21 protein-coding genes are annotated in these 19,576 nt (G+C 64.4%); 15 read left to right on the top strand and 6 right to left on the bottom strand.

Features of this window, described 5'->3' with window-relative positions; genetic code table 11:
- Positions 1–25 precede the first annotated feature (25 nt).
- The 5 genes from acnA to AB4851_RS00175 all read right to left on the bottom strand — a co-directional run bounded on the left by acnA (position 26) and on the right by AB4851_RS00175 (position 6,394).
- Positions 26–2,743 carry an aconitate hydratase AcnA gene (gene acnA / locus AB4851_RS00195; RefSeq protein ID WP_414447934.1) on the bottom strand — a complete coding sequence of 906 codons (2,718 nt, stop codon included), beginning with the start codon at positions 2,741–2,743 and terminating at the stop codon, positions 26–28.
- Between the two features lie 54 nt (positions 2,744–2,797).
- Positions 2,798–3,376, bottom strand: coding sequence for a hypothetical protein (locus AB4851_RS00190; protein ID WP_414449225.1), 579 nt, complete (start codon positions 3,374–3,376; stop codon positions 2,798–2,800).
- Between the two features lie 58 nt (positions 3,377–3,434).
- Positions 3,435–3,953 (bottom strand): hypothetical protein, encoded by a 519-nt coding sequence (locus tag AB4851_RS00185; RefSeq protein WP_414441572.1) that lies wholly within the window; start codon positions 3,951–3,953, stop codon positions 3,435–3,437.
- Positions 3,954–4,217: 264 nt separating this feature from the next.
- Complete coding sequence (locus tag AB4851_RS00180; protein ID WP_414447933.1) at positions 4,218–5,222, bottom strand: HpcH/HpaI aldolase/citrate lyase family protein; 1,005 nt, start codon at positions 5,220–5,222, stop codon at positions 4,218–4,220.
- A gap of 188 nt (positions 5,223–5,410) precedes the next feature.
- Entirely contained in the window at positions 5,411–6,394 is a 984-nt protein-coding gene (locus tag AB4851_RS00175; RefSeq protein WP_414447932.1) for a malate dehydrogenase, read from the bottom strand.
- A gap of 289 nt (positions 6,395–6,683) precedes the next feature.
- Between AB4851_RS00175 and AB4851_RS00170 the strand changes: the two genes are divergently transcribed.
- The 11 genes from AB4851_RS00170 (at position 6,684) to AB4851_RS00120 (ending at position 15,181) form a co-directional block, all read left to right on the top strand.
- Positions 6,684–7,493 (top strand): GntR family transcriptional regulator, encoded by an 810-nt coding sequence (locus AB4851_RS00170; protein ID WP_414449202.1) that lies wholly within the window; start codon positions 6,684–6,686, stop codon positions 7,491–7,493.
- 192 nt (positions 7,494–7,685) lie between these two features.
- Complete coding sequence (gene sdhC / locus AB4851_RS00165; RefSeq protein WP_414441576.1) at positions 7,686–8,102, top strand: succinate dehydrogenase, cytochrome b556 subunit; 417 nt, start codon at positions 7,686–7,688, stop codon at positions 8,100–8,102.
- Between the two features lie 4 nt (positions 8,103–8,106).
- Complete coding sequence (gene sdhD, locus AB4851_RS00160; protein ID WP_206128919.1) at positions 8,107–8,475, top strand: succinate dehydrogenase, hydrophobic membrane anchor protein; 369 nt, start codon at positions 8,107–8,109, stop codon at positions 8,473–8,475.
- A gap of 3 nt (positions 8,476–8,478) precedes the next feature.
- Positions 8,479–10,254 carry a succinate dehydrogenase flavoprotein subunit gene (gene sdhA / locus AB4851_RS00155; protein WP_414447931.1) on the top strand — a complete coding sequence of 592 codons (1,776 nt, stop codon included), beginning with the start codon at positions 8,479–8,481 and terminating at the stop codon, positions 10,252–10,254.
- Positions 10,255–10,275: 21 nt separating this feature from the next.
- Positions 10,276–10,977, top strand: coding sequence for a succinate dehydrogenase iron-sulfur subunit (locus tag AB4851_RS00150; RefSeq protein ID WP_414441578.1), 702 nt, complete (start codon positions 10,276–10,278; stop codon positions 10,975–10,977).
- 11 nt (positions 10,978–10,988) lie between these two features.
- Positions 10,989–11,261, top strand: a complete 273-nt coding sequence (locus tag AB4851_RS00145; protein WP_414441579.1) for a succinate dehydrogenase assembly factor 2 — start codon at positions 10,989–10,991, stop codon at positions 11,259–11,261.
- Between the two features lie 53 nt (positions 11,262–11,314).
- Entirely contained in the window at positions 11,315–12,616 is a 1,302-nt protein-coding gene (gene gltA / locus AB4851_RS00140; RefSeq protein ID WP_414441580.1) for a citrate synthase, read from the top strand.
- A gap of 192 nt (positions 12,617–12,808) precedes the next feature.
- Positions 12,809–13,198 carry a VOC family protein gene (locus tag AB4851_RS00135; RefSeq protein WP_414447930.1) on the top strand — a complete coding sequence of 130 codons (390 nt, stop codon included), beginning with the start codon at positions 12,809–12,811 and terminating at the stop codon, positions 13,196–13,198.
- Positions 13,199–13,272: 74 nt separating this feature from the next.
- A complete protein-coding gene (locus AB4851_RS00130; protein WP_414447929.1) occupies positions 13,273–13,815 on the top strand; it encodes a hypothetical protein in 543 nt (180 codons plus the stop codon).
- Positions 13,816–13,861: 46 nt separating this feature from the next.
- On the top strand, positions 13,862–14,251 hold the full coding sequence (locus AB4851_RS00125; RefSeq protein WP_414447928.1) for a hypothetical protein: 390 nt from the start codon (positions 13,862–13,864) through the stop codon (positions 14,249–14,251).
- 120 nt (positions 14,252–14,371) lie between these two features.
- Positions 14,372–15,181: an AraC family ligand binding domain-containing protein gene (locus AB4851_RS00120; RefSeq protein ID WP_414447927.1), complete on the top strand. Its 810-nt coding sequence runs from the start codon at positions 14,372–14,374 to the stop codon at positions 15,179–15,181.
- A 47-nt stretch (positions 15,182–15,228) separates the two neighbouring features.
- Here AB4851_RS00120 and AB4851_RS00115 read toward each other — a convergent pair whose 3' ends face one another.
- Complete coding sequence (locus AB4851_RS00115) at positions 15,229–16,296, bottom strand: threonine aldolase family protein (protein ID WP_414447926.1); 1,068 nt, start codon at positions 16,294–16,296, stop codon at positions 15,229–15,231.
- A 176-nt stretch (positions 16,297–16,472) separates the two neighbouring features.
- Here AB4851_RS00115 and AB4851_RS00110 point away from each other — a divergent pair, with 176 nt between their 5' ends.
- The 4 genes from AB4851_RS00110 (at position 16,473) to leuD (ending at position 19,539) form a co-directional block, all read left to right on the top strand.
- Positions 16,473–17,126 carry an alanyl-tRNA editing protein gene (locus AB4851_RS00110; protein ID WP_414447925.1) on the top strand — a complete coding sequence of 218 codons (654 nt, stop codon included), beginning with the start codon at positions 16,473–16,475 and terminating at the stop codon, positions 17,124–17,126.
- Between the two features lie 181 nt (positions 17,127–17,307).
- Complete coding sequence (gene leuC / locus AB4851_RS00105) at positions 17,308–18,717, top strand: 3-isopropylmalate dehydratase large subunit (RefSeq protein WP_414447924.1); 1,410 nt, start codon at positions 17,308–17,310, stop codon at positions 18,715–18,717.
- 4 nt (positions 18,718–18,721) lie between these two features.
- A complete protein-coding gene (locus AB4851_RS00100) occupies positions 18,722–18,871 on the top strand; it encodes an entericidin A/B family lipoprotein (RefSeq protein WP_414441588.1) in 150 nt (49 codons plus the stop codon).
- 17 nt (positions 18,872–18,888) lie between these two features.
- The gene (gene leuD, locus AB4851_RS00095) at positions 18,889–19,539 is read left to right on the top strand and encodes a 3-isopropylmalate dehydratase small subunit (RefSeq protein ID WP_414441589.1); all 651 of its coding nucleotides are present in this window, start codon (positions 18,889–18,891) and stop codon (positions 19,537–19,539) included.
- Positions 19,540–19,576 lie beyond the last annotated feature (37 nt).

Raw genomic sequence — 19,576 nt, 5'->3', positions numbered from 1 at the left:
TGCGCGGCCCCTGCAAAAACTGCGCTTACGCCGCCAGCAGCGAGCGCAGCACGAACGGCAGAATCCCGCCGTGCTTGTAGTAATCGACTTCAATCGGCGTGTCGACGCGCAGCAGCACCTGCACGCGCTTCGTTTCGCCGTTCTTGAAGTGGATCGCGAGCGTGACGTCCTGCTGCGGCTTGAAATCGTCGCCGAGGCCTTCCACGTCGTACGTTTCTTCGCCGGTGATGCCGAGCGACGGAACGCTGTCGGTGCCCTTGAATTGCAGCGGCAGCACGCCCATGCCGACCAGGTTCGAACGGTGGATGCGCTCGAAGCTGCGCGCGATCACGGCCTTCACGCCGAGCAGTTGCGTGCCCTTGGCGGCCCAGTCGCGCGACGAACCCGTGCCGTACTCCTCGCCCGCGAAAATCACGGTCTGCACGCCGTCGGCGATGTACTGCATCGCGGCGTCGTAGATGTACTGCTGTTCGCCGCTCGGCTGATGGATCGTCAGGCCACCTTCGACGCGCGAGCCATCGGCCTTCGCCGGGATCATCAGGTTCTTGATCCGGACGTTCGCGAACGTGCCGCGCATCATCACGTCATGGTTGCCGCGACGCGAGCCGTAGCTGTTGAAATCGGCCTTCTGCACGCCGTTTTCCTTGAGCCACTTGCCGGCCGGCGAATCTTCCTTGATCGAGCCTGCTGGGCTGATGTGGTCGGTCGTGACCGAATCGCCGAACACGCCGAGAGCGCGCGCGCCCTTGACCGGCGCGATCGAATCGGACGGCTGCATCGAGAAATCCTTGCCGAAGAACGGCGGCTCCGCGATGTAGGTCGACTTCGGCCAGTTGTAGACCTGGCCCGTTTCGCCCTCGATCTTGCTCCAGAGGTCGCCCTTCTTGGTCAGCTTCGAGTAGTTCGATTCGAACGCCTTCGGATCGAGCGCGTACTTCAGCAGCGCGTGGATTTCGTCGCTGGTCGGCCAGATGTCGCCGAGGTAGATGTCGCGGCCGCCCTTGCCCTTGCCGACCGGCTCGGTCATCAGGTCGCGCGTGATGTTGCCGGCGATCGCGTAGGCCACCACCAGCGGCGGCGAAGCCAGGAAGTTGGCGCGGATGTTCGGGTGGATGCGCGCCTCGAAGTTGCGGTTGCCCGACAGCACGGCCGCCGCGACGATGTCGTTCTTGACGATCGCTTCGTTCAGTTCCGGCGTCAGGTCGCCCGCGTTGCCGATACAGGTGGTGCAGCCGTAGGCGGCCAGTTCGAAACCGAGCTTCGACAGGTAGGGCAGCAGGCCCGTCTTGGTCAGGTATTCGGTGACGATGCGCGAGCCCGGGGCCAGCGAAGTCTTGATGTGCGGCGCAACCGTCAGGCCGGCTTCCACCGCCTTCTTGGCCAGCAGGCCGGCGGCCAGCAGCACGCTCGGGTTCGAGGTGTTGGTGCACGAGGTGATCGCAGCGATCAGGATGTCGCCGCTCTTCACGTCCACGCCGTTGCTCGTGGTGAACTGTCTGGTGAGGTCCTCGGCCTTCTTGTTGAAGCCGTTTTCCGCCACCGGCTTCGAGAACAGGTCCGTAAACGTGGATTTCACGTTGGTGATCTCGATACGGTCCTGCGGGCGCTTCGGGCCGGCCAGCGACGGAGCGACGGTGGCGAGGTCGAGCGTGACCGACTTGGAGTAGTCGATGTCGCCGGCCTTCGGCACGCCGAACAGCTTCTGCGCCTTGAAGTAGCTTTCGAACGCGTCGATTTCGGCCTTCGTGCGGCCGGTGCCTTCGAAGTAGCCGATGGTTTTCTCGTCGACCGGGAAGAAGCCCATGGTCGCGCCGTATTCGGGCGCCATGTTGCCGATCGTCGCGCGGTCCGGCAGCGACAGCGAGGCCGTGCCTTCGCCGAAGAATTCGACGAACTTGCCGACGACCTTCTCCTTGCGCAGCATTTCGGTGATCGTCAGCACCAGGTCGGTGGCCGTCACGCCTTCGCGCAGCTTGCCCTTCAGCTCGACGCCGACCACGTCCGGCGTCAGGAAATACACCGGCTGGCCAAGCATGCCGGCTTCGGCCTCGATGCCGCCCACGCCCCAGCCCACCACACCGATGCCGTTGATCATGGTGGTGTGGCTGTCGGTGCCGACCAGCGTGTCCGGGTAGTAGACGGTGTCCGCGCCTTCGGACTTCTTGTGCACGCCGCGCGCCAGGTATTCGAGGTTGACCTGGTGGACGATGCCGATGCCCGGGGGCACCACGCCGAACGTGTCGAACGCCTGCATGCCCCACTTCATGAACTGGTAGCGCTCGTTATTGCGCTGGAATTCCAGCTTCATGTTCAGATCGAGCGCGTCTTTCTGGCGGAAATAATCGATTTGCACCGAGTGATCGACGACCAGATCGACCGGGACCAGCGGTTCGATCTTCTTCGGGTCCTGGCCGGCGCGCAGCGCGACGCCGCGCATGGCCGCGATGTCGGCGAGCAGCGGCACGCCCGTGAAATCCTGCAGCACCACGCGGGCCACCACGAACGGGATTTCATCGACGCGCTTGGCGGTCGGCTTCCAGTTCGCCAGTTGTTCGATGTGTTCCTCGGTGATCTTCTTGCCGTCGTAGTTGCGCAGCACCGACTCGAGAACGAGACGGATCGACACCGGGAGGCGTTCGATCTTGATCTTCAGTTCCTTGCCGAGTTGGGGCAGCGAATAGAACTTGCCTTTGCCGGAACCGCTGTCGAATTCCTTGAGGGTCTTGTGGAGATTGTGGGCCATGATGTTTTTCCTGGGGTGAAGGCGAGGAAAGAAGTCCTGTATCTGAAGGCTGGATCACATACAAGTCGACGTATTCATTGACCGGCACGGCAGCGAGCCGGGCCGGGTCCAGCGACACGTCGAGAATCGCTTGTCGCGGTTTCGCCGGAACCCGCTGCGCGGGCTGGCCGCGGCGGCGTCCGGCGAGAAAACGGAAGCCCGCCGTGTCGTGCCGGCGGCGGGCAAGCTGTGGATCATCGCATGCGGCGCGCCGAAGCGCGCGCAACGCGAGTCGGCCCGGCGTGCAGCGGGCCACTCACGGAATACGGGGCGGGGTGCGAGATCGTCGAACGGGGCATTCGCGATGGCGTGGCGCCGGATCGTGCACCGGAGGCGGGGCGGCTTGCCGTCGAACGGTGCGGGATCGAAATCGGGGCGGGGCGCGGCGCCCGGCAGGTTGCCGGGCAGCCGCGGCCGGCGTGAGCAGGCCCGCCGCAACAGGATATTCATCCCGCCATCGCGTGTGCCGAGCCGGCCGTGGTGCGCCGTTTCCGGCGCGATCGCACGGCCGATCTCGAAACCCGGCACGGCGTCGAGGGCTTCGACGCGTACCGCGCCCGGCGTGGGCCGGGCAGTCGTTTGCGGGGCGGACATCAGGTTTCCTGTCGTGGGGGAGCCTGTCTGGTCGGGGTGCTGCGGGGTGCCTGGCGGCTTACTTCTGGACGTTCGGCGCCAGTTCGTTCGACTGCGTCGGTGCCGGCGAGCCGTTCGAGGCCATCTCGGCGGTCACGCATTCGTCGGCCAGGCGGGTGTCTTCCTTGTCGCTGAACAGCATGCCCTTGGTCGGGATCACCACCAGCTTCAGGCCGCTGGCCGGATCGTAGAACACGTCGGCGCCCGTGGTGGTGGCCTGACGCGGCAGCTTGTAGTTCTTGTTCGCCCAGTGCACCGTGACGATCTGGTCGCGCTTCATGTCGCCGGCCAGTTCGTACGAGAGGCCGTCCTTGCAGGTCCACTTGACCGCGCCTTCCGGTGCCGGATCGACCTTCGCCGCTGCCGCAGCCCGCGCGCGCTTGCTGCGCGGGATCAGGTGGCGCTTCGGCGCCGGACGCTTGGCGACGGCCTTCTTGGCCGTGGTCGTGGTGGTCGATTGTGCCGAGGCTTCCGGCGCAACGGTCAGCAGCGTCGCGGACAAGGCGCCGATGGCGGTGGCGATCAACAGTTTGTTCATGTGCTCAAAGCCTTTTTCTGGATACGGTGAGTGAGGGAGCGCGGCCGGCCCGTTCTTCGAGGGGGAATACCGCACGCCCGATGTGCGCAGCGGCCGCTATTTTCTCCTAATTCGCGCGATGTTTTGCAGGGAATTCGCGGCGTTTGTCTCGATTTTGCGAATGCAACGATATCTCGCGTCCGGCTGCTGCGCCGCCGGCACGCATATCGTGCGGATGGTGCGGGTGGCACGCGATCGGCGCCCGGCAGACGCGGCAGGCATCGCTCATGCCTGTGTTCCGGCCGGTGCCGGCAGCCAGCGCGCGATCTCGGCCGGCAGCGCGCGGCCCGTCGCATGGGCGCGGCGCAGCACCGACCAGTAAAAACGGTAGCTGGCGCGGTCGTGCAGGGTGTCGCGGTGGCGCGTCGGCCCCCAGTCGGCAGCGGCGGCGGCCAGCAGGATCTCGGCGGCGAGCGCGATGGCCTCGCCGCGTGGCGCGAACGCGGCCACGATCTCGGGGATCTGCGCGGGATGGATGCTCCACTGGCGCGTGTAGCCGAATTCGTCGCGGGCGCGGCGCGCGTTGTCGGCCACTACCGACATGTCGCGGATTTCGGTGGTGACGTTGTGCGAAGGCGTCTTGCCGTGCGCGTGGGCGGCGGCGGCGATTTCGAGCTTGGCGCGTCGCACGAGCGGATGGTCGAACTGGCCGGGCGCGCGCATCGCGCTGTCCGGAATCGCGCCGTGGTGCGCGGACACGAAATCCATCAGCCCGAAGCTCAGCGTGGAGACGCTCGGCAAGGCGGCGATCCGGGCGACCTGTTCGAGCGCGCCGTGGGTTTCGATCAGGACGTCGGCCGGGATCGGCTGCGCGATGCCGAGTTCGCGGCGCGTGCCCTCGATGAAGGCGCAGGCCTCGGCGACATCGGCCGCGTGGGTGACTTTGGGCAGTGTGATGTAAGCCGGCGCGCGGGCGGCGCGCAGCACGATGCGAACATCGTCGCGCCAGTGCGGGTGGCTGAAATCGTGGATTCGGACGCCGGCGCGGCCATGGCGGTTGGCCGGGTCGCCGAGCATTGCGGCGACCAGCTCTGCGTGCTCGGCTTCGCGGCCCACCGCGGCGCCGTCTTCGCAGTCGAGCGTGATGTCGAACACGGGGCCCAGTTCGGCCTGCAGCGCGAACGACTTGCGCATCAGCTTTTCGCTGCCCGCGTAATGATCGCAGCAAGGCAGGATCGCGGGGGGCGAAGCGCCCTCGTACAGCACTTCGGCGGGGGACAGGGCGGGCATCGTCGTTACGCGTCGGATCGTGAGGATCGGAAAGGCACCGGATTCGGACAGGCTCTGCCTGGCGGGCAAAGCGTGCGCGGATCGGTTGCGGATCGCGGTAAACCGGCCGGCCGGCGCACCCCACGGGGGAGGGCGCCGGCCGGTGTGGCGCGCGGGCCGCCAGGGGCGGGGCCGCGCGCCGGGCTGCCTTACTTCAGCAGATGGGCGACGCCGTCGCGCTCTTCGAGCAGCTCGGCCAGCGTGCCGTCCATCTTCTCGCGCGAGAACGCGTCGATTTCGAGGCCTTCGACGCGCTTGTATTCGCCGTTTTCGCAGGTCACCGGCACGCCGTAGATGATGTCTTCGGGGATGCCGTACGTGCCGTCCGACGGGATGCCCATCGTGACCCATTTGCCGTTCGTGCCGAGGACCCAGTCACGGACGTGGTCGATCGCTGCGTTGGCGGCCGAAGCAGCCGAGGACAGGCCGCGTGCTTCGATGATCGCCGCGCCGCGCTTGCCGACCGTCGGGATGAACGTGTCGCGGTTCCACACGTCGTCGTTGATCAGCTTCAGCAGCGATTCGCCTTCGGCCGATGCGAAACGGAAATCCGGATACATCGTCGGCGAGTGGTTGCCCCACACGGCCAGCTTTTCGATCGATGCGACCGGCTTGCCTGCCTTGGCGGCCAGTTGCGACAGCGCGCGGTTGTGATCCAGGCGCAGCATGGCCGTGAAGTTCTTCTTCGGCAGATCCGGCGCCGACTTCATGGCGATGTAGGCGTTCGTGTTGGCCGGGTTGCCGACCACCAGCACCTTGACGTCGCGGTTGGCGACTTCGTTCAGCGCGGCGCCCTGGACCGTGAAGATCTCGGCGTTGGCCGACAGCAGGTCCTTGCGCTCCATGCCCTTCGAACGCGGACGGGCACCGACCAGCAGCGCGACGTCGGCATCCTTGAACGCAACCTTGGGATCGTCGGTGATGACGACGCCCGACAGCAGCGGGAACGCGCAGTCGTCGAGTTCCATCACGACGCCCTTGACGGCGCCTTGTGCTTGCGGGAGGTCGAGCAGTTGCAGGATGACCGGTTGATCCTTGCCGAGCAGGTCGCCGTTCGCGATGCGGAACAGTAGCGAGTATGCGATTTGACCTGCGGCGCCGGTAACGGCAACGCGCTTTGCGGGCTTAGCCATGAGAAATCTCCGAGACGATGAGCGTAGGAAACTAACAGAACGCCATTCTATGCGCGTTACGCGTAGCAATGCGTTGAAGCAGGGCGGAGGATTCGCGATACCGTTGCGCCGTGGCCGGAAACCGGCCTGGGACAAGGCCCGGGCGCTTTCGAACCGCGATCCCCGGCTCGCCCCGGAGTGTAGGAGGGAGGTGGGTCAAAGTCAAACGGTAACATATGTCTTATATAAGACAGATGTATTGCGGGAAATGAGTGGACGAAAAACTCGGCTTTGTGTTGAAATGCGCGCCATGACATCCAACCAGGCGAATGCGGCGAACCCGAACGCTCCCGGCCCGGCCACGGCTGGCGGCGAGACGGCGCCTGCGTCGTCACCGGTGCCATCGGCCACGTTCAGCCCTTTATACCAGCAGATCAAGGCATTGATCACGCAGGGGCTGGAATCGGGTGAATGGAAGCCGGGCGAGATCATTCCCAGCGAGGTCGAACTGGCGGCTCGCTATAAGGTGAGTCAGGGCACGGTGCGCAAGGCGATCGACGAACTGGCGGCCGACAACCTGCTGGTGCGCCGGCAGGGCAAGGGCACGTTCGTGGCCACGCACAGCGAGGAGCGCGCGCAGTTCCGTTTCCTGCGGCTGTTGGCCGAGGACGGCGTCGAACATCCGCACGTGAGCCGCCTGCTGGAATGCCGTCGCACCCGCGCTCCCGCTGAGATCGCACGCCAACTGGACCTGAAGCCGGCCGATCCGGTAATTCAGGTGCGCCGCCTGCTGGAGTTCGACGGCGTGGCGACGGTGCTCGACGAAATCTGGTTGTCCGGCGCGACCTTTCGGGGGCTGACGTTCGAACGCCTGAGCGAGTATAAAGGGCCGCTCTACGCGATGTTCGAGTCGGAGTTCGGCACCCGCATGATTCGCGCGACCGAAAAGGTGCGCGCGGTGGCGGCGGAGCCGGCAGTGGCCGAATTGCTGGGCGTGTCCGGCGGATTTCCTTTGCTGTCGGTCGAGCGCGTGTCCTATACCTATGGAGACCGCCCGGTCGAGGTACGGCGAGGTTGGTATGTCACAACCGGGTATTACTATCAGAACGATCTGAGTTGATCGGGTTGATCGAGGCCGTCGTCGAAACGGCCGAGAGGCAAGTGAGAAACGGCTCGCGCCCACATGCGAAGCACGTTTTGGGCCGCCTTTTGTTCGCTGCAGAGCAAGTATCCTGAGCAGGTTTTCGCTGCAGCGCGACATAAAAAGGCGCTAAAATCGCGGATTAGTGTGACTACATCGTAGGGGTCTAGCATGACTGAAGCAGTAAGAAAACCGAGGCCGGAATACCGGAATATCGGCATCGGAGACATCACCCGCAACTATCGCCTGCCTATCGCGGGGCAATTGTCGATCTTCCATCGAGTCAGCGGTGCATTGCTGTTTCTCGCTCTTCCTTTCCTGCTGTTCCTCTTCGACAAGAGTCTGACATCTGAGCTCAGCTTCGATGTTTTCAAGGCCTTCCTCTCGAATATCCTCGTCAAGCTGATCGTCCTCGTGCTGTCCTGGGCGTTCCTCCATCATTTCTGCGCCGGCATTCGCCACCTGCTGATGGACGTCAACCACGACGCCGTCACGAAGGAAAGCGGCAAGCGCACGGCCATCATCGTGTTCGTCGTCTCGCTGGCCCTGACCGCCATCGTCGCGCTCAAACTGTTCGGAGCATTCTAAGAAAATGTCAGGCAACAACCGAATCGGCTCGAAGCGCCTCGTCGTCGGCGCTCACTACGGCCTGCGCGATTGGCTCGCGCAACGGATCACCGGCGTGATCATGGCGGTCTATACCGTGATCCTGCTCGCCTGGTTCTTTACGGCACGCGATTTTTCGTATGACGGCTGGGCATCGATCTTCGCGACGCAATGGATGAAACTCGCGACGTTCGTGACGCTGCTGGCGCTGTTCTATCACGCCTGGGTCGGCATTCGCGACATCTGGATGGATTACGTGAAGCCTGTCGGCGTGCGGCTGCTGCTGCAATCGCTGACGATCGTCTGGCTGCTCGCGTGCGCAGGCTACGCTGCGCAGATTCTCTGGAGAGTGTAAAGAATGGCTGCAATCAATACTTCCCTGCCGCGTCGCAAGTTCGACGTGGTCATCGTCGGCGCGGGCGGCTCCGGGATGCGCGCATCGCTGCAACTGGCACGTGCGGGCCTGTCAGTCTGCGTGCTGTCGAAGGTGTTCCCGACGCGTTCGCACACGGTCGCCGCTCAAGGCGGGATCGGCGCTTCGCTCGGCAACATGAGCGAAGACAACTGGCATTACCACTTCTACGACACGATCAAGGGTTCCGACTGGCTCGGCGACCAGGACGCGATCGAGTTCATGTGCCGTGAAGCCCCGCACGCCGTCTACGAACTGGAACACATGGGCATGCCGTTCGACCGCAACGCGGACGGCACGATCTACCAGCGTCCGTTCGGCGGCCACACCGCCAACTACGGCGAGAAGCCCGTCCAGCGCGCTTGCGCGGCCGCCGACCGCACTGGTCACGCGCTGCTGCACACGCTGTACCAGCAGAACGTCGCGGCGAAGACCCAGTTCTTCGTCGAATGGATGGCGCTCGACCTGATCCGCGACGCCGACGGCGACGTGCTCGGCGTGACGGCCCTCGAAATGGAAACGGGCGACGTCTACATCCTCGAAGGCAAGACCACGCTGTTCGCCACGGGCGGCGCGGGCCGGATCTTCGCAGCCTCCACCAACGCGTTCATCAACACCGGCGACGGCCTCGGCATGGCCGCGCGTTCGGGTATCGCGCTGCAGGACATGGAGTTCTGGCAGTTCCACCCGACGGGTGTGGCCGGTGCCGGCGTGCTGATTACCGAAGGCGTGCGCGGCGAGGGCGGCATTCTGCGCAACTCGGACGGCGAACGCTTCATGGAGCGCTACGCGCCCACCCTGAAGGATCTGGCGCCGCGCGATTTCGTGTCGCGCTCGATGGACCAGGAAATCAAGGAAGGCCGCGGCGTGGGTCCGAACAAGGATCACGTGCTGCTCGATCTGTCGCACATCGGCGCCGAGACGATCCTGAAGCGTCTGCCGTCGATCCGCGAAATCGCGCTGAAGTTCGCGAACGTCGATTGCATCAAGGAACCGATCCCGGTCGTGCCGACCATCCATTACCAGATGGGCGGCATCCCGACCAACATCCACGGTCAGGTGGTGGGCACCTCGAAGGGCCACGAAGATCCGGTCAACGGCTTCTACGCGGTTGGCGAATGCTCGTGCGTGTCGGTCCACGGCGCGAACCGCCTGGGCACGAACTCGCTGCTCGACCTGGTGGTGTTCGGCCGTGCGGCCGGCAACCACATCGTCGAACACGTCAAGAAGCAGCGCGAGCACAAGCCGCTGCCGAAGGATGCCGCCGATTTCGCGTTGTCGCGTCTGGCGAAGCTCGACAGCTCGACCTCGGGCGAATACGCGCAAAGCGTCGCCAACGAGATCCGCGGTTCGATGCAGAAGCATGCCGGCGTGTTCCGCACCTCGGCGCTGCTGGCCGAAGGCGTGCAGGACATCAAGCAGGTCACGGAGCGTGCAAAGCACATCCACCTGAAAGACAAGTCGAAGGTGTTCAACACGGCGCGCGTCGAAGCGCTCGAAGTGGAGAACCTCGTCGAAGTGGCGCGCGCCACGATGGTGTCGGCCGAGGCACGCAAGGAAAGCCGCGGCGCGCATGCGCAGGACGACTATCCGCATCGCGACGACGACAACTGGATGCGTCATACGCTGTGGTTCAGCGAAGGCGATCGCCTCGACTACAAGCCGGTGCACATGCAGCCGCTGACGGTCGAATCGGTGCCGCCCAAGGCGCGTACGTTCTAAGCCGACTCCAAGGAATTTGAAATGGCAAAACGCATTTTTGAACTCTATCGTTACGATCCGGACAAGGACGCGGCGCCGCGCATGCAGACGTACGAAGTCGAGATCACGCATGAACGCATGCTGCTCGACGCGCTGGTCAAGCTGAAGGAACTGGACGAAACGCTGTCGTTCCGTCGCTCGTGCCGCGAAGGCGTGTGCGGTTCGGACGCGATGAACATCAACGGCAAGAACGGTCTGGCGTGTCTGACGAACCTGAACGACCTGCCGCAGAAGATCGTGCTGCGCCCGCTGCCGGGCCTGCCCGTCGTGCGCGACCTGATCGTCGACATGACGCACTTCTTCAACCAGTACCACTCGATCAAGCCGTTCCTGATCAACGACACGCCGCCGCCCGAGAAGGAGCGTCTGCAGTCGCCGGAAGAGCGCGAAGAGCTCGACGGCGTGTACGAGTGCATTCTGTGCGCAAGCTGCTCCACGTCGTGCCCGAGCTTCTGGTGGAATCCGGACAAGTTCGTCGGCCCGGCCGGCCTGCTGCAGGCGTATCGCTTCATCGCGGACAGCCGTGACGAAGCCACCGCCGAACGCCTCGACAACCTGGAAGATCCGTACCGTCTGTTCCGTTGCCATACGATCATGAACTGCGTCGACGTCTGCCCGAAGGGGCTGAACCCGACCAAGGCGATCGGCAAGATCAAGGAATTGATGGTTCGCCGCACGGTCTGACCTGATACGACATGACTGATTCGTCGCACCAGTCCGACCCGCACCGTCGCGCGCGCCTTCGCTGGCGGGCGCGGCGGGGTCTGTTGGAAAACGATGTGATTCTCGATCGTTTTCTCAACCGATACGAGCATGACCTCACCGATACCGATGTGGGCGCGTTGACCCGCCTGCTCGAACTATCCGACAACGACCTGATGGACTTGTTGCTCGCGCGCAAGGAACCAGAAGGCGACCTTGCCGGCCCGGATGTTTCCCGGCTGCTGGAGATGCTGCGCAGCGCGTAACAACGCCGCGCCCGTTATCGAATCCCGTTTCTACTTTCGATTGAGGATGTGCCATGACTCCGTCTGATGTTAAAGCCACGCTATCGTTCAGCGACAATTCGCCGAGCGTCGAACTGCCGATCTACAAGGGCACGTTGGGCCCGGACGTAATCGACATCCGCAAGCTGTACGGCCAGACCGGCAAGTTCACGTACGACCCGGGCTTCATGTCCACGGCGGCGTGCAATTCGGCCATCACGTACATTGACGGGGACAAGGGCGAGCTGCTGTATCGCGGTTACCCGATCGACAATCTCGCGCAAAACGCGGATTTCCTCGAAACCTGCTTTCTGCTGCTGAAGGGCGAACTGCCGAACGCCGCCGAGAAGGAAGAGTTTGTCGAGACCGTCACGAAGCACACGATGGTGCACGAGCAGATGCACTTCTTCTTCCGTGGCTTCCGCCGCGACGCGCACCCGATGGCGATCCTGGTCGCCGCAGTCGGCGCGCTGTCCGCGTTCTACCACGACTCGCTCGACATCAACGATCCGCGTCACCGCGATGTGTCGGCGATCCGCATGATCGCCAAGCTGCCGACGCTGGTCGCGATGGCGTACAAGTACACGATCGGCCAGCCGTTCGTGTACCCGAAGAACGAACTCTCGTACAGCGCGAACTTCATGCACATGATGTTCGCGAACCCGTGCGAAGAGTACAAGGTCAACGACGTGCTGGTGCGCGCACTCGACCGCATCCTGATCCTGCACGCCGACCACGAACAGAACGCATCGACCTCGACCGTCCGTCTGGCCGGTTCGTCGGGCGCGAACCCGTTCGCCTGTATCGCCGCCGGTATCGCATGTCTGTGGGGCCCGGCGCACGGTGGTGCGAACGAAGCCGCGCTGAACATGCTCGAGCAGATTGGTTCGCCGGACAACATTCCCGAGTTCATCAAGCAAGTGAAGGACAAGAACTCGGGCGTGAAGCTGATGGGCTTCGGTCACCGCGTGTACAAGAACTACGACCCGCGTGCGAAGCTGATGCGCGAAACCTGCCACGAAGTGCTGACCGAGCTGGGCCTGCACGACGACCCGTTGTTCAAGCTCGCGATGCAGCTCGAGAAGATCGCGCTGGAAGACGAATACTTCGTGTCGCGCAAGCTGTACCCGAACGTCGACTTCTACTCGGGTATTGTTCAACGCGCGCTGGGCATCCCGACCGCCATGTTCACCTGCATCTTCGCAATGGCACGTACGGTGGGCTGGATCGGCCAGTGGAACGAAATGATTGCCGATCCGGAACAGAAGATCGGTCGCCCGCGTCAGCTGTTCGTCGGCGAAACGTCGCGCGAAGCGACGTCGATCGACAAGCGTTAAGCGGTTTCCGAGGGTCGAGCGAGATGCGTCAGCGCCGCGCCTGACCGAACGGCAAAACAGGCCCCGACGGCGAAAGCGGTCGGGGCCTGTTGCTTTGGCGCGGTGGAATCTCGCGCGGCGTTTGCAGATTGGCGTTCAAGAGTGGCATGACGCCGTGGCATCATCAGTGTCATTTCCACGACGAGGTGTCGCATGTTGTCTCATGTCTGTGTTGGCGTACGCGATGTCGAGCAAGCGCATGCGTTCTATGCGCCCCTGATGGCCGCCCTCGGCATGCCATTGAAATTTCGTGATCCGCCGACGATGGCCGGCTGGATGCCGGCTCACGCGCCGCGCCCGCTATTCCTGATTTGCCGGCCGTTCGACGGCCAGGTCGCGACACCGGGCAATGGTCAGATGATTGCGTTGCTCGCGCCGGATCGGCAAACGGTGGACCGATGTCATGCCCTCGCGCTTCAGGCGGGCGGGGTATGCGAAGGGCCGCCGGGATTGCGTGCGCATTATCATCCGAATTATTACGGTGCCTATTTTCGTGATCCCGACGGTAATAAGCTCTGTATTTGCTGTCACGACCCTGAATAAATACGTCGGCACAGAACTATCACAAATCTTGACAATCGAGGCATACCGCAGGATTACACTTTCGCTACTCACTGATGAAAGGTAATCGTATGCAAGGCAGCGCTCAATTCCTGTCGTTTTCGATGATCGCCGGTATGATGGCGATCGTTTCGACTGCCGCGCAGGCCGGCGCGATCGAGAAGAATTTCGACGACGCCGCGAACGGACGCATCGTGGCGCGAGCGAATACGATGGTGACCTGTGATTCCCCGAAGTTTCGCCCCGCTCCGGCGACTGGCGTAGGCGGCAGCGCTGCCGGTGTGGCGGGCAATGTCATGCTGTCGCCTGCTGCGTTGGCGATGTCGCAGCAAGCGGGAAACGCCGTGGGGGATGCGCCGTGTGTGGCGAAGGAGATTCCGTTGATCTCGTCCCGGAAGCAAATTGCGTTACCGGCGGCTGAATCGGGGTTGGGCGTGACGGTGAAACAATCCCATGCGTGGGAGATGAGCGCCGAAGACAGGCTGTATGCTGCTCAGCATTGCCCGGAAAACATGAATCATCGTGATTTGTGCGTGCGTCGCCGGGCCGGCTATGATCAGGATGGTAATAAGGTGGGTGTCGGTTTGGGGTGGAATTAATCCAATTCAACGTCGATCGTTATCAAATAAAAACTGGGGGCCGTTCATGCAGAATTCACTCATCCGTTCGTCGTTGTTCGTGATCGCCATATTGGCAACGGCGTCGACGGCGAATGCCGGCATCGCCGAGCAAAATGTCCGCGACGCCGCAAATGGGCTCGTGGCGCCGCCAGCTTTGTCCACTACCTGTGATCCGGTGGCATTTCGTCCGAATCAATACCATTCAATGGGTGCAGGGGAAGGGCTCGCCACGGCGGGATTCGGGCTCGCTTCGCTGGCGATCGCGTCGATGATCTCCTCGCGCAAGCATGCCGATGCCTTGCTCAAATCGCCATGCGTGACGAAGCCCGGGGTGGCGAGCAACGGGACTGATCCGTTGGCGATGCAGCTTGCGCCGTCACAATTCCCGAGCAAGTCGTTCAACCGCGTGCAATAAATCGCAACACGCCGCCGGCATGGCCTCGGCGACAATGCGTGCCGAGCGCAATCTCGGTCGCCGCATGTCACCGCAACGCGGCGCGCGCTTTGCTTCCCCTCCGTTTTCTGCCTGCCGCTGATGAAAGACCGCGTCGAATACACCCGCAGCCGCGATGTTCCCGGGCTCGTGCTCGGCGACGCGCGTTTCAGCGAATTCCGCTTCGATCGTCATTACCACCTGGATTTCCACGTCGGCATCGTGACCGACGGCGTGCAGCGCCAGCAGGTCGGCGGCAACAGCCTGCTGCTCGGTCCCGGCAGCATTTCCCTGATGCCGCCCGGCGAGGTGCATGACGGCACACGCGTGGGCGACGCCGCATATTCGCTGAAAACGTTCAGGTTGCCGCCGGCATGGCTCGCCGACATCGCGGACGAGCTGGCAGGCGGCGCGAACGGGCCGGTGCTGCACGGCGCGACGTTGACCGATCCGGCTCTGGCGCAACGGCTCAGTACGATTCACACGGCGTTGCGCAGCGAGGATCTGGACGGCCCGCTCGGCCTGCAATCGGCGTGGCTGCTCGCGCTCGAACGGCTATTTGTGCAGTCGCGCGGTTTCGTGCCACGCGAGGTGGGCGGTGGCCTGGCCGATGTGCAATGGCGGCGCGTGCGCGACTATTGCGAGGCGCATCTGGCCGAGAAGATCACGCTCGAGTCGCTCGCAGCCCTTTGCGAGACCGATCGCTTCGTGTTCCTGAAATTGTTCAAGCAGACCACGTCCATGACGCCGCACGCGTGGCTCGTGCGGCTGCGTCTCGAACGTGCATGCATGATGCTGCATCACGGCACGCAATCCATCGCGCAAGTGGCGCAGGCTGTCGGTTTCTACGACCAGAGCCACTTCAACCGCGCGTTCCGGCGCGCGTTCGGCTGCGCGCCGTCGCGCTACTGAGGCGCGTGCGGGCCGCGCTTCAGGCCGAAACCTTCAGGCCGATTTTTTCACATCGATCCCTTCACACCGCGCGCCAATTCGATCAGACGATCGACTTCCTGCGTCGTCGTCGCGAACGACGTGACGAAGCGCGCCACGCCCGGCGCCCAGCGATCGTGATAGAAGCGCACGCCGGCCGCCAGCAGGCCGGCGATCACCGGCTGCGGCAGGCGGCAGAACAGGATGTTCGCATCGGCGCCGCCCGTCATGTCCACGCCCGGCACGCTCGCCAGCCCGGCTGCGAGCCGTTGCGCCATCGCGTTCGCGTGGCGCGCGTTGCGCAGCCACAGGTCGTCGGCCAGGTAGGCGTCGAGCGGCGCGGACAGGAAGCGCATCTTCGAGCTCAAATGCCCGGCGCGCTTGCGGCGGAACGCCAGCTCCCGGGCGCGGCGCGGATCGAACACCACGACCGCATCGGAGCCGGGCACACCGTTCTTGGTCGCGCCGAACGACACCACGTCCACCCCGGCGCGCCAGGTCATGTCGGCCGGCGAGGCGCCGAGCGACACCAGCGCGTTGGCGAAGCGTGCGCCGTCCATATGCAGCGGCAGCGAGGCGGCGCGGCAGAGTTCGCCGATCGTGCCGATTTCGTCGAGCGTGTAGACGCTGCCGATCTCGGTGGCCTGCGTGATGCTGACGGCCGACGGCTGGGTGGTGTGCACGTCGCCGAGCTTCGCACGCGCGGCCGCGCGCAGCGCATCGGGATCGAGCTTGCCGGCGGGGCCGTCCACCGCGATCAGCTTCGCGCCGTCGGCGTAGAACGCCGGCGCGCCGCATTCGTCGTTGTTGATGTGGCTGTCCGGGTGGCACAGCACGCTGCCCCAGGGCGGCGTCAGCGCGGCCAGCGCGAGCGCGTTGGCGGCCGTGCCGGTGCCGACGATGAACACCGCCACCTCGTGCTCGAACAGTTCGGCCAGGCGCTGCTCGACGCGCGCTGTCCATGGGTCGTTGCCGTACGGGGCGGCGTGGCCGGCCGCGCAGGCCACCAGCGCGTCGAGCACGGCGGGGGACGCACCGGCGATGTTGTCGCTGCTGAAGTTGAGCACCGGCTGATCCGGCGTCGAAGCGTGTTCCATGGGACGTGAATCCTGACTGAAGAAAGGCCCGTCGAGGGCGGAATCGGGGGAATGGGCCCACACTAGCCGCGCGAAACGGGCAGGGATTGTAAAAAATTGAAGGACGCGCCCCCCTTGAGCGGCGGCCGCGCCGCCCGCATAGTCGGAGCCTCGAATCCACGCCAGCAGGAGTAACGATGACGATCCGCCGCTATTTCGACAGCGATGCGCTGACCTTGACCACGCAGGTGCTTGCCTGCGAACCGGAGGCGCCGGCCGAGCCGGGCGGGAGCGCCGCGCGCTTTCGCGTCGTGCTGGCCGAGACGCTGTTTCATCCGCAGGGCGGCGGCCAGCGCGCCGACACCGGCCGCGTCGGCGAGGCGAACGTGCTGCACGTGGCCATCGAGGGCGACACGGTTGTCCATTTCACCGATCGCGCGGTGCCGGCGGGCGAGGTGTCGATCGAGGTCGATGCCGGGCCGCGTGCATTGCACGCGCGGCTGCATTCGGCCGGCCATCTGATCGCCTACGCGGGCGCCACGTTCGGCTGGCGCGCGGTGAAGGGGCACCACTGGCCCGGCGAGGCGCGCGTGGTGATGGAGCGCGACGCCGACGCCCGCGAGATGGACGCGCAGGCGCTGGCCGATGCGGTCAATGCACTGATCGCGGCGGCGCTGCCGCGCGTGCTGACCGAGCGCGACGGCATGCGCATGCTCGCCTACGGCACGCTCGACGCAAGCCCGTGCGGCGGCACGCACGTGGCCGACACCGCCGCGGTGGGGGCGGTCACGATCGCCCGCGTCAAGGAGAAGAAAGGGCAACTGACGGTGCAGTACGACGTCGCCGCCTGATCGCGACGGCGCGCGCCGAGGTGGCCCCGATTGCCCGGTAAAACTTATCCAGGTATCGAAACTACCACTCAACTCACTGTTTTTATTGAGTTTTTTCTCATCCTGGTAGTGCCGTGTCGTCATCTTGGTGGCATAATCGTCTGCACCAGAAGGACTTGTCGTCACTACAACCCCGCATACCATGGCACAGACTCTCTACGACAAATTGTGGAATTCGCACGTCGTCCACGCAGAAGAGGACGGCACCACCTTGCTCTACATCGATCGTCATCTGCTGCACGAGGTGACCAGCCCGCAGGCGTTCGAAGGGCTGAAGATGGCCGAGCGCCCGGTGTGGCGGATCAGCGCGAACCTGGCGGTGTCGGATCATAACGTTCCGACCACCGATCGCACGCAGGGCATCGCCGATCCGATCTCGAAGCTGCAGGTCGACACGCTCGACACGAACTGCGACAGCTTCGGCATCACCCAGTTCAAGATGAACGACATGCGCCAGGGCATCGTCCACATCATCGGGCCGGAGCAGGGCGCGACGCTGCCGGGCATGACGATCGTCTGCGGCGATTCGCACACCTCCACGCACGGCGCGTTCGGTGCGCTCGCGCATGGTATCGGCACCTCGGAAGTCGAGCACGTGCTGGCCACGCAAACCTTGCTGCAGAAGAAGAGCAAGAACCTGCTGATCAAGGTCGACGGCCAACTGCCGCGCGGCTGCACGGCGAAGGACATCGTGCTGGCCATCATCGGCAAGATCGGCACGGCCGGCGGCACGGGCTACGCGATGGAATTCGGCGGCTCGATGATCCGCTCGCTGTCGATGGAAGGCCGCATGACGGTCTGCAACATGGCGATCGAGGCAGGCGCGCGCGCCGGCATGGTATCGGTGGACGACACCACGATCGAGTACCTGAAGGATCGTCCGTTCTCGCCCACCGGCGTCGAATGGGATCAGGCCGTGCAGTACTGGCGCACCTTCAAGTCGGACGACGGCGCGCAATTCGACCGCGTGGTCGAGCTGACGGTGGCCGATATCGTGCCGCAGGTCACCTGGGGCACGTCGCCGGAAATGGTCACGGCGGTGGACAGCCGCGTGCCGGACCCCGAGCGCGAGAAGGACCCGGTCAAGCGCGGCGCGATGGAGCGCGCGCTGGCCTACATGGCGCTCGAACCGAACACGCCGATCGAGTCGATCAAGGTCGACAAGATCTTCATCGGTTCGTGCACCAACGCGCGCATCGAAGATATCCGCGCGGCCGCCTACGTGGTCAAGAAGCTGAACCGCCGCGTCGCGTCGAACGTGCGCCTGGCGATGGTGGTGCCGGGTTCGGGCCTGGTGAAGGCGCAGGCCGAGCGCGAAGGGCTCGACAAGGTGTTCCGCGATGCCGGTTTCGAATGGCGCGAGCCCGGCTGCTCGATGTGCCTCGCGATGAACGCGGATCGCCTCGATCCGGGCGAGCGTTGCGCGTCCACGTCGAACCGCAATTTCGAAGGGCGTCAGGGCGCGGGCGGCCGCACCCATCTGGTCAGCCCGGCGATGGCGGCGGCGGCCGCCATCGAAGGCCATTTCGTCGATATCCGCCGGCTCGGATAATCGCATGCGCCGCAACAGCATCATCGTGAGCCGCCTGGTCGCGGCGCTCGCCCTGGCGGGCGTCGTGCTCGGGCTGGCCGCCTGCAATACGGTGGCGGGCGTCGGCGAGGACATCAATGCCGCAGGCCGCGCGATCTCGCGCGCCGCGAGCTGACAATCTGGAAACGGATCATGGAAAAATTCACAGTGCATTCCGGCGTCGTGGCGCCGCTCGATCGTGAAAACGTCGACACCGACGCGATCATCCCGAAGCAGTTCCTGAAATCGATCAAGCGCACTGGCTTCGGCCCGAACGCGTTCGACGAATGGCGTTACCTCGACCACGGCGAGCCGGGCCAGGACAACTCGAAGCGCCCGCTGAACCCCGATTTCGTGCTGAATCAGGCGCGCTACCAGGGCGCCTCGGTGCTGCTGGCGCGCAAGAACTTCGGCTGCGGCAGCTCGCGCGAACACGCCCCGTGGGCGCTCGAACAATACGGCTTCCGCGCGATCATCGCGCCGAGCTTCGCCGATATCTTCTTCAACAACTGCTTCAAGAACGGCGTGCTGCCGATCGTGCTGAGCGAACAGCAGGTCGATCATCTGTTCAACGAGACGTACGCGTTCAACGGCTTCAAGCTGACGATCGATCTCGAGGCGCAGTTGGTGCGCTCCGGCGACGGCCGCGAGTATCCGTTCGAAGTCGCTGCGTTCCGCAAGTACTGCCTGCTGAACGGCTTCGACGATATCGGCCTGACGCTGCGCCACGCCGACAAGATCCGCCAGTTCGAGGCGGAGCGGCTCGCCAAGCAGCCCTGGCTCAACAACCGCCTGATCGGATAATGCGGTGCCGCGCGTGAGGCGCGGCATGCATCGTACG

Origin of the sequence: Burkholderia sp. 22PA0099 (assembly GCF_047497165.1) — a bacterium.
GTDB lineage: Bacteria > Pseudomonadota > Gammaproteobacteria > Burkholderiales > Burkholderiaceae > Burkholderia.
The sequence above is the reverse complement of the archived record's forward strand: the minus strand, read 5'-3'. Positions and strand labels throughout refer to the sequence as shown.

What these genes read in the sequence shown, in the direction of transcription:
- AB4851_RS00135 (WP_414447930.1), top strand. Translation starts at nt 12,809, where the DNA reads ATGTTGTCTCATGTCTGTGTTGGCGTACGCGATGTCGAGCAAGCGCAT.
- AB4851_RS00185 (WP_414441572.1), bottom strand. Translation starts at nt 3,953, where the DNA reads ATGAACAAACTGTTGATCGCCACCGCCATCGGCGCCTTGTCCGCGACG.
- AB4851_RS00110 (WP_414447925.1), top strand. Translation starts at nt 16,473, where the DNA reads ATGACGATCCGCCGCTATTTCGACAGCGATGCGCTGACCTTGACCACG.
- AB4851_RS00170 (WP_414449202.1), top strand. Translation starts at nt 6,684, where the DNA reads ATGACATCCAACCAGGCGAATGCGGCGAACCCGAACGCTCCCGGCCCG.
- gltA (WP_414441580.1), top strand. Translation starts at nt 11,315, where the DNA reads ATGACTCCGTCTGATGTTAAAGCCACGCTATCGTTCAGCGACAATTCG.
- AB4851_RS00125 (WP_414447928.1), top strand. Translation starts at nt 13,862, where the DNA reads ATGCAGAATTCACTCATCCGTTCGTCGTTGTTCGTGATCGCCATATTG.
- leuC (WP_414447924.1), top strand. Translation starts at nt 17,308, where the DNA reads ATGGCACAGACTCTCTACGACAAATTGTGGAATTCGCACGTCGTCCAC.
- AB4851_RS00150 (WP_414441578.1), top strand. Translation starts at nt 10,276, where the DNA reads ATGGCAAAACGCATTTTTGAACTCTATCGTTACGATCCGGACAAGGAC.
- AB4851_RS00100 (WP_414441588.1), top strand. Translation starts at nt 18,722, where the DNA reads ATGCGCCGCAACAGCATCATCGTGAGCCGCCTGGTCGCGGCGCTCGCC.
- AB4851_RS00180 (WP_414447933.1), bottom strand. Translation starts at nt 5,222, where the DNA reads ATGCCCGCCCTGTCCCCCGCCGAAGTGCTGTACGAGGGCGCTTCGCCC.
- sdhA (WP_414447931.1), top strand. Translation starts at nt 8,479, where the DNA reads ATGGCTGCAATCAATACTTCCCTGCCGCGTCGCAAGTTCGACGTGGTC.
- AB4851_RS00120 (WP_414447927.1), top strand. Translation starts at nt 14,372, where the DNA reads ATGAAAGACCGCGTCGAATACACCCGCAGCCGCGATGTTCCCGGGCTC.
- AB4851_RS00130 (WP_414447929.1), top strand. Translation starts at nt 13,273, where the DNA reads ATGAAAGGTAATCGTATGCAAGGCAGCGCTCAATTCCTGTCGTTTTCG.
- acnA (WP_414447934.1), bottom strand. Translation starts at nt 2,743, where the DNA reads ATGGCCCACAATCTCCACAAGACCCTCAAGGAATTCGACAGCGGTTCC.
- leuD (WP_414441589.1), top strand. Translation starts at nt 18,889, where the DNA reads ATGGAAAAATTCACAGTGCATTCCGGCGTCGTGGCGCCGCTCGATCGT.
- AB4851_RS00145 (WP_414441579.1), top strand. Translation starts at nt 10,989, where the DNA reads ATGACTGATTCGTCGCACCAGTCCGACCCGCACCGTCGCGCGCGCCTT.
- sdhC (WP_414441576.1), top strand. Translation starts at nt 7,686, where the DNA reads ATGACTGAAGCAGTAAGAAAACCGAGGCCGGAATACCGGAATATCGGC.
- sdhD (WP_206128919.1), top strand. Translation starts at nt 8,107, where the DNA reads ATGTCAGGCAACAACCGAATCGGCTCGAAGCGCCTCGTCGTCGGCGCT.
- AB4851_RS00115 (WP_414447926.1), bottom strand. Translation starts at nt 16,296, where the DNA reads ATGGAACACGCTTCGACGCCGGATCAGCCGGTGCTCAACTTCAGCAGC.
- AB4851_RS00175 (WP_414447932.1), bottom strand. Translation starts at nt 6,394, where the DNA reads ATGGCTAAGCCCGCAAAGCGCGTTGCCGTTACCGGCGCCGCAGGTCAA.
- AB4851_RS00190 (WP_414449225.1), bottom strand. Translation starts at nt 3,376, where the DNA reads ATGTCCGCCCCGCAAACGACTGCCCGGCCCACGCCGGGCGCGGTACGC.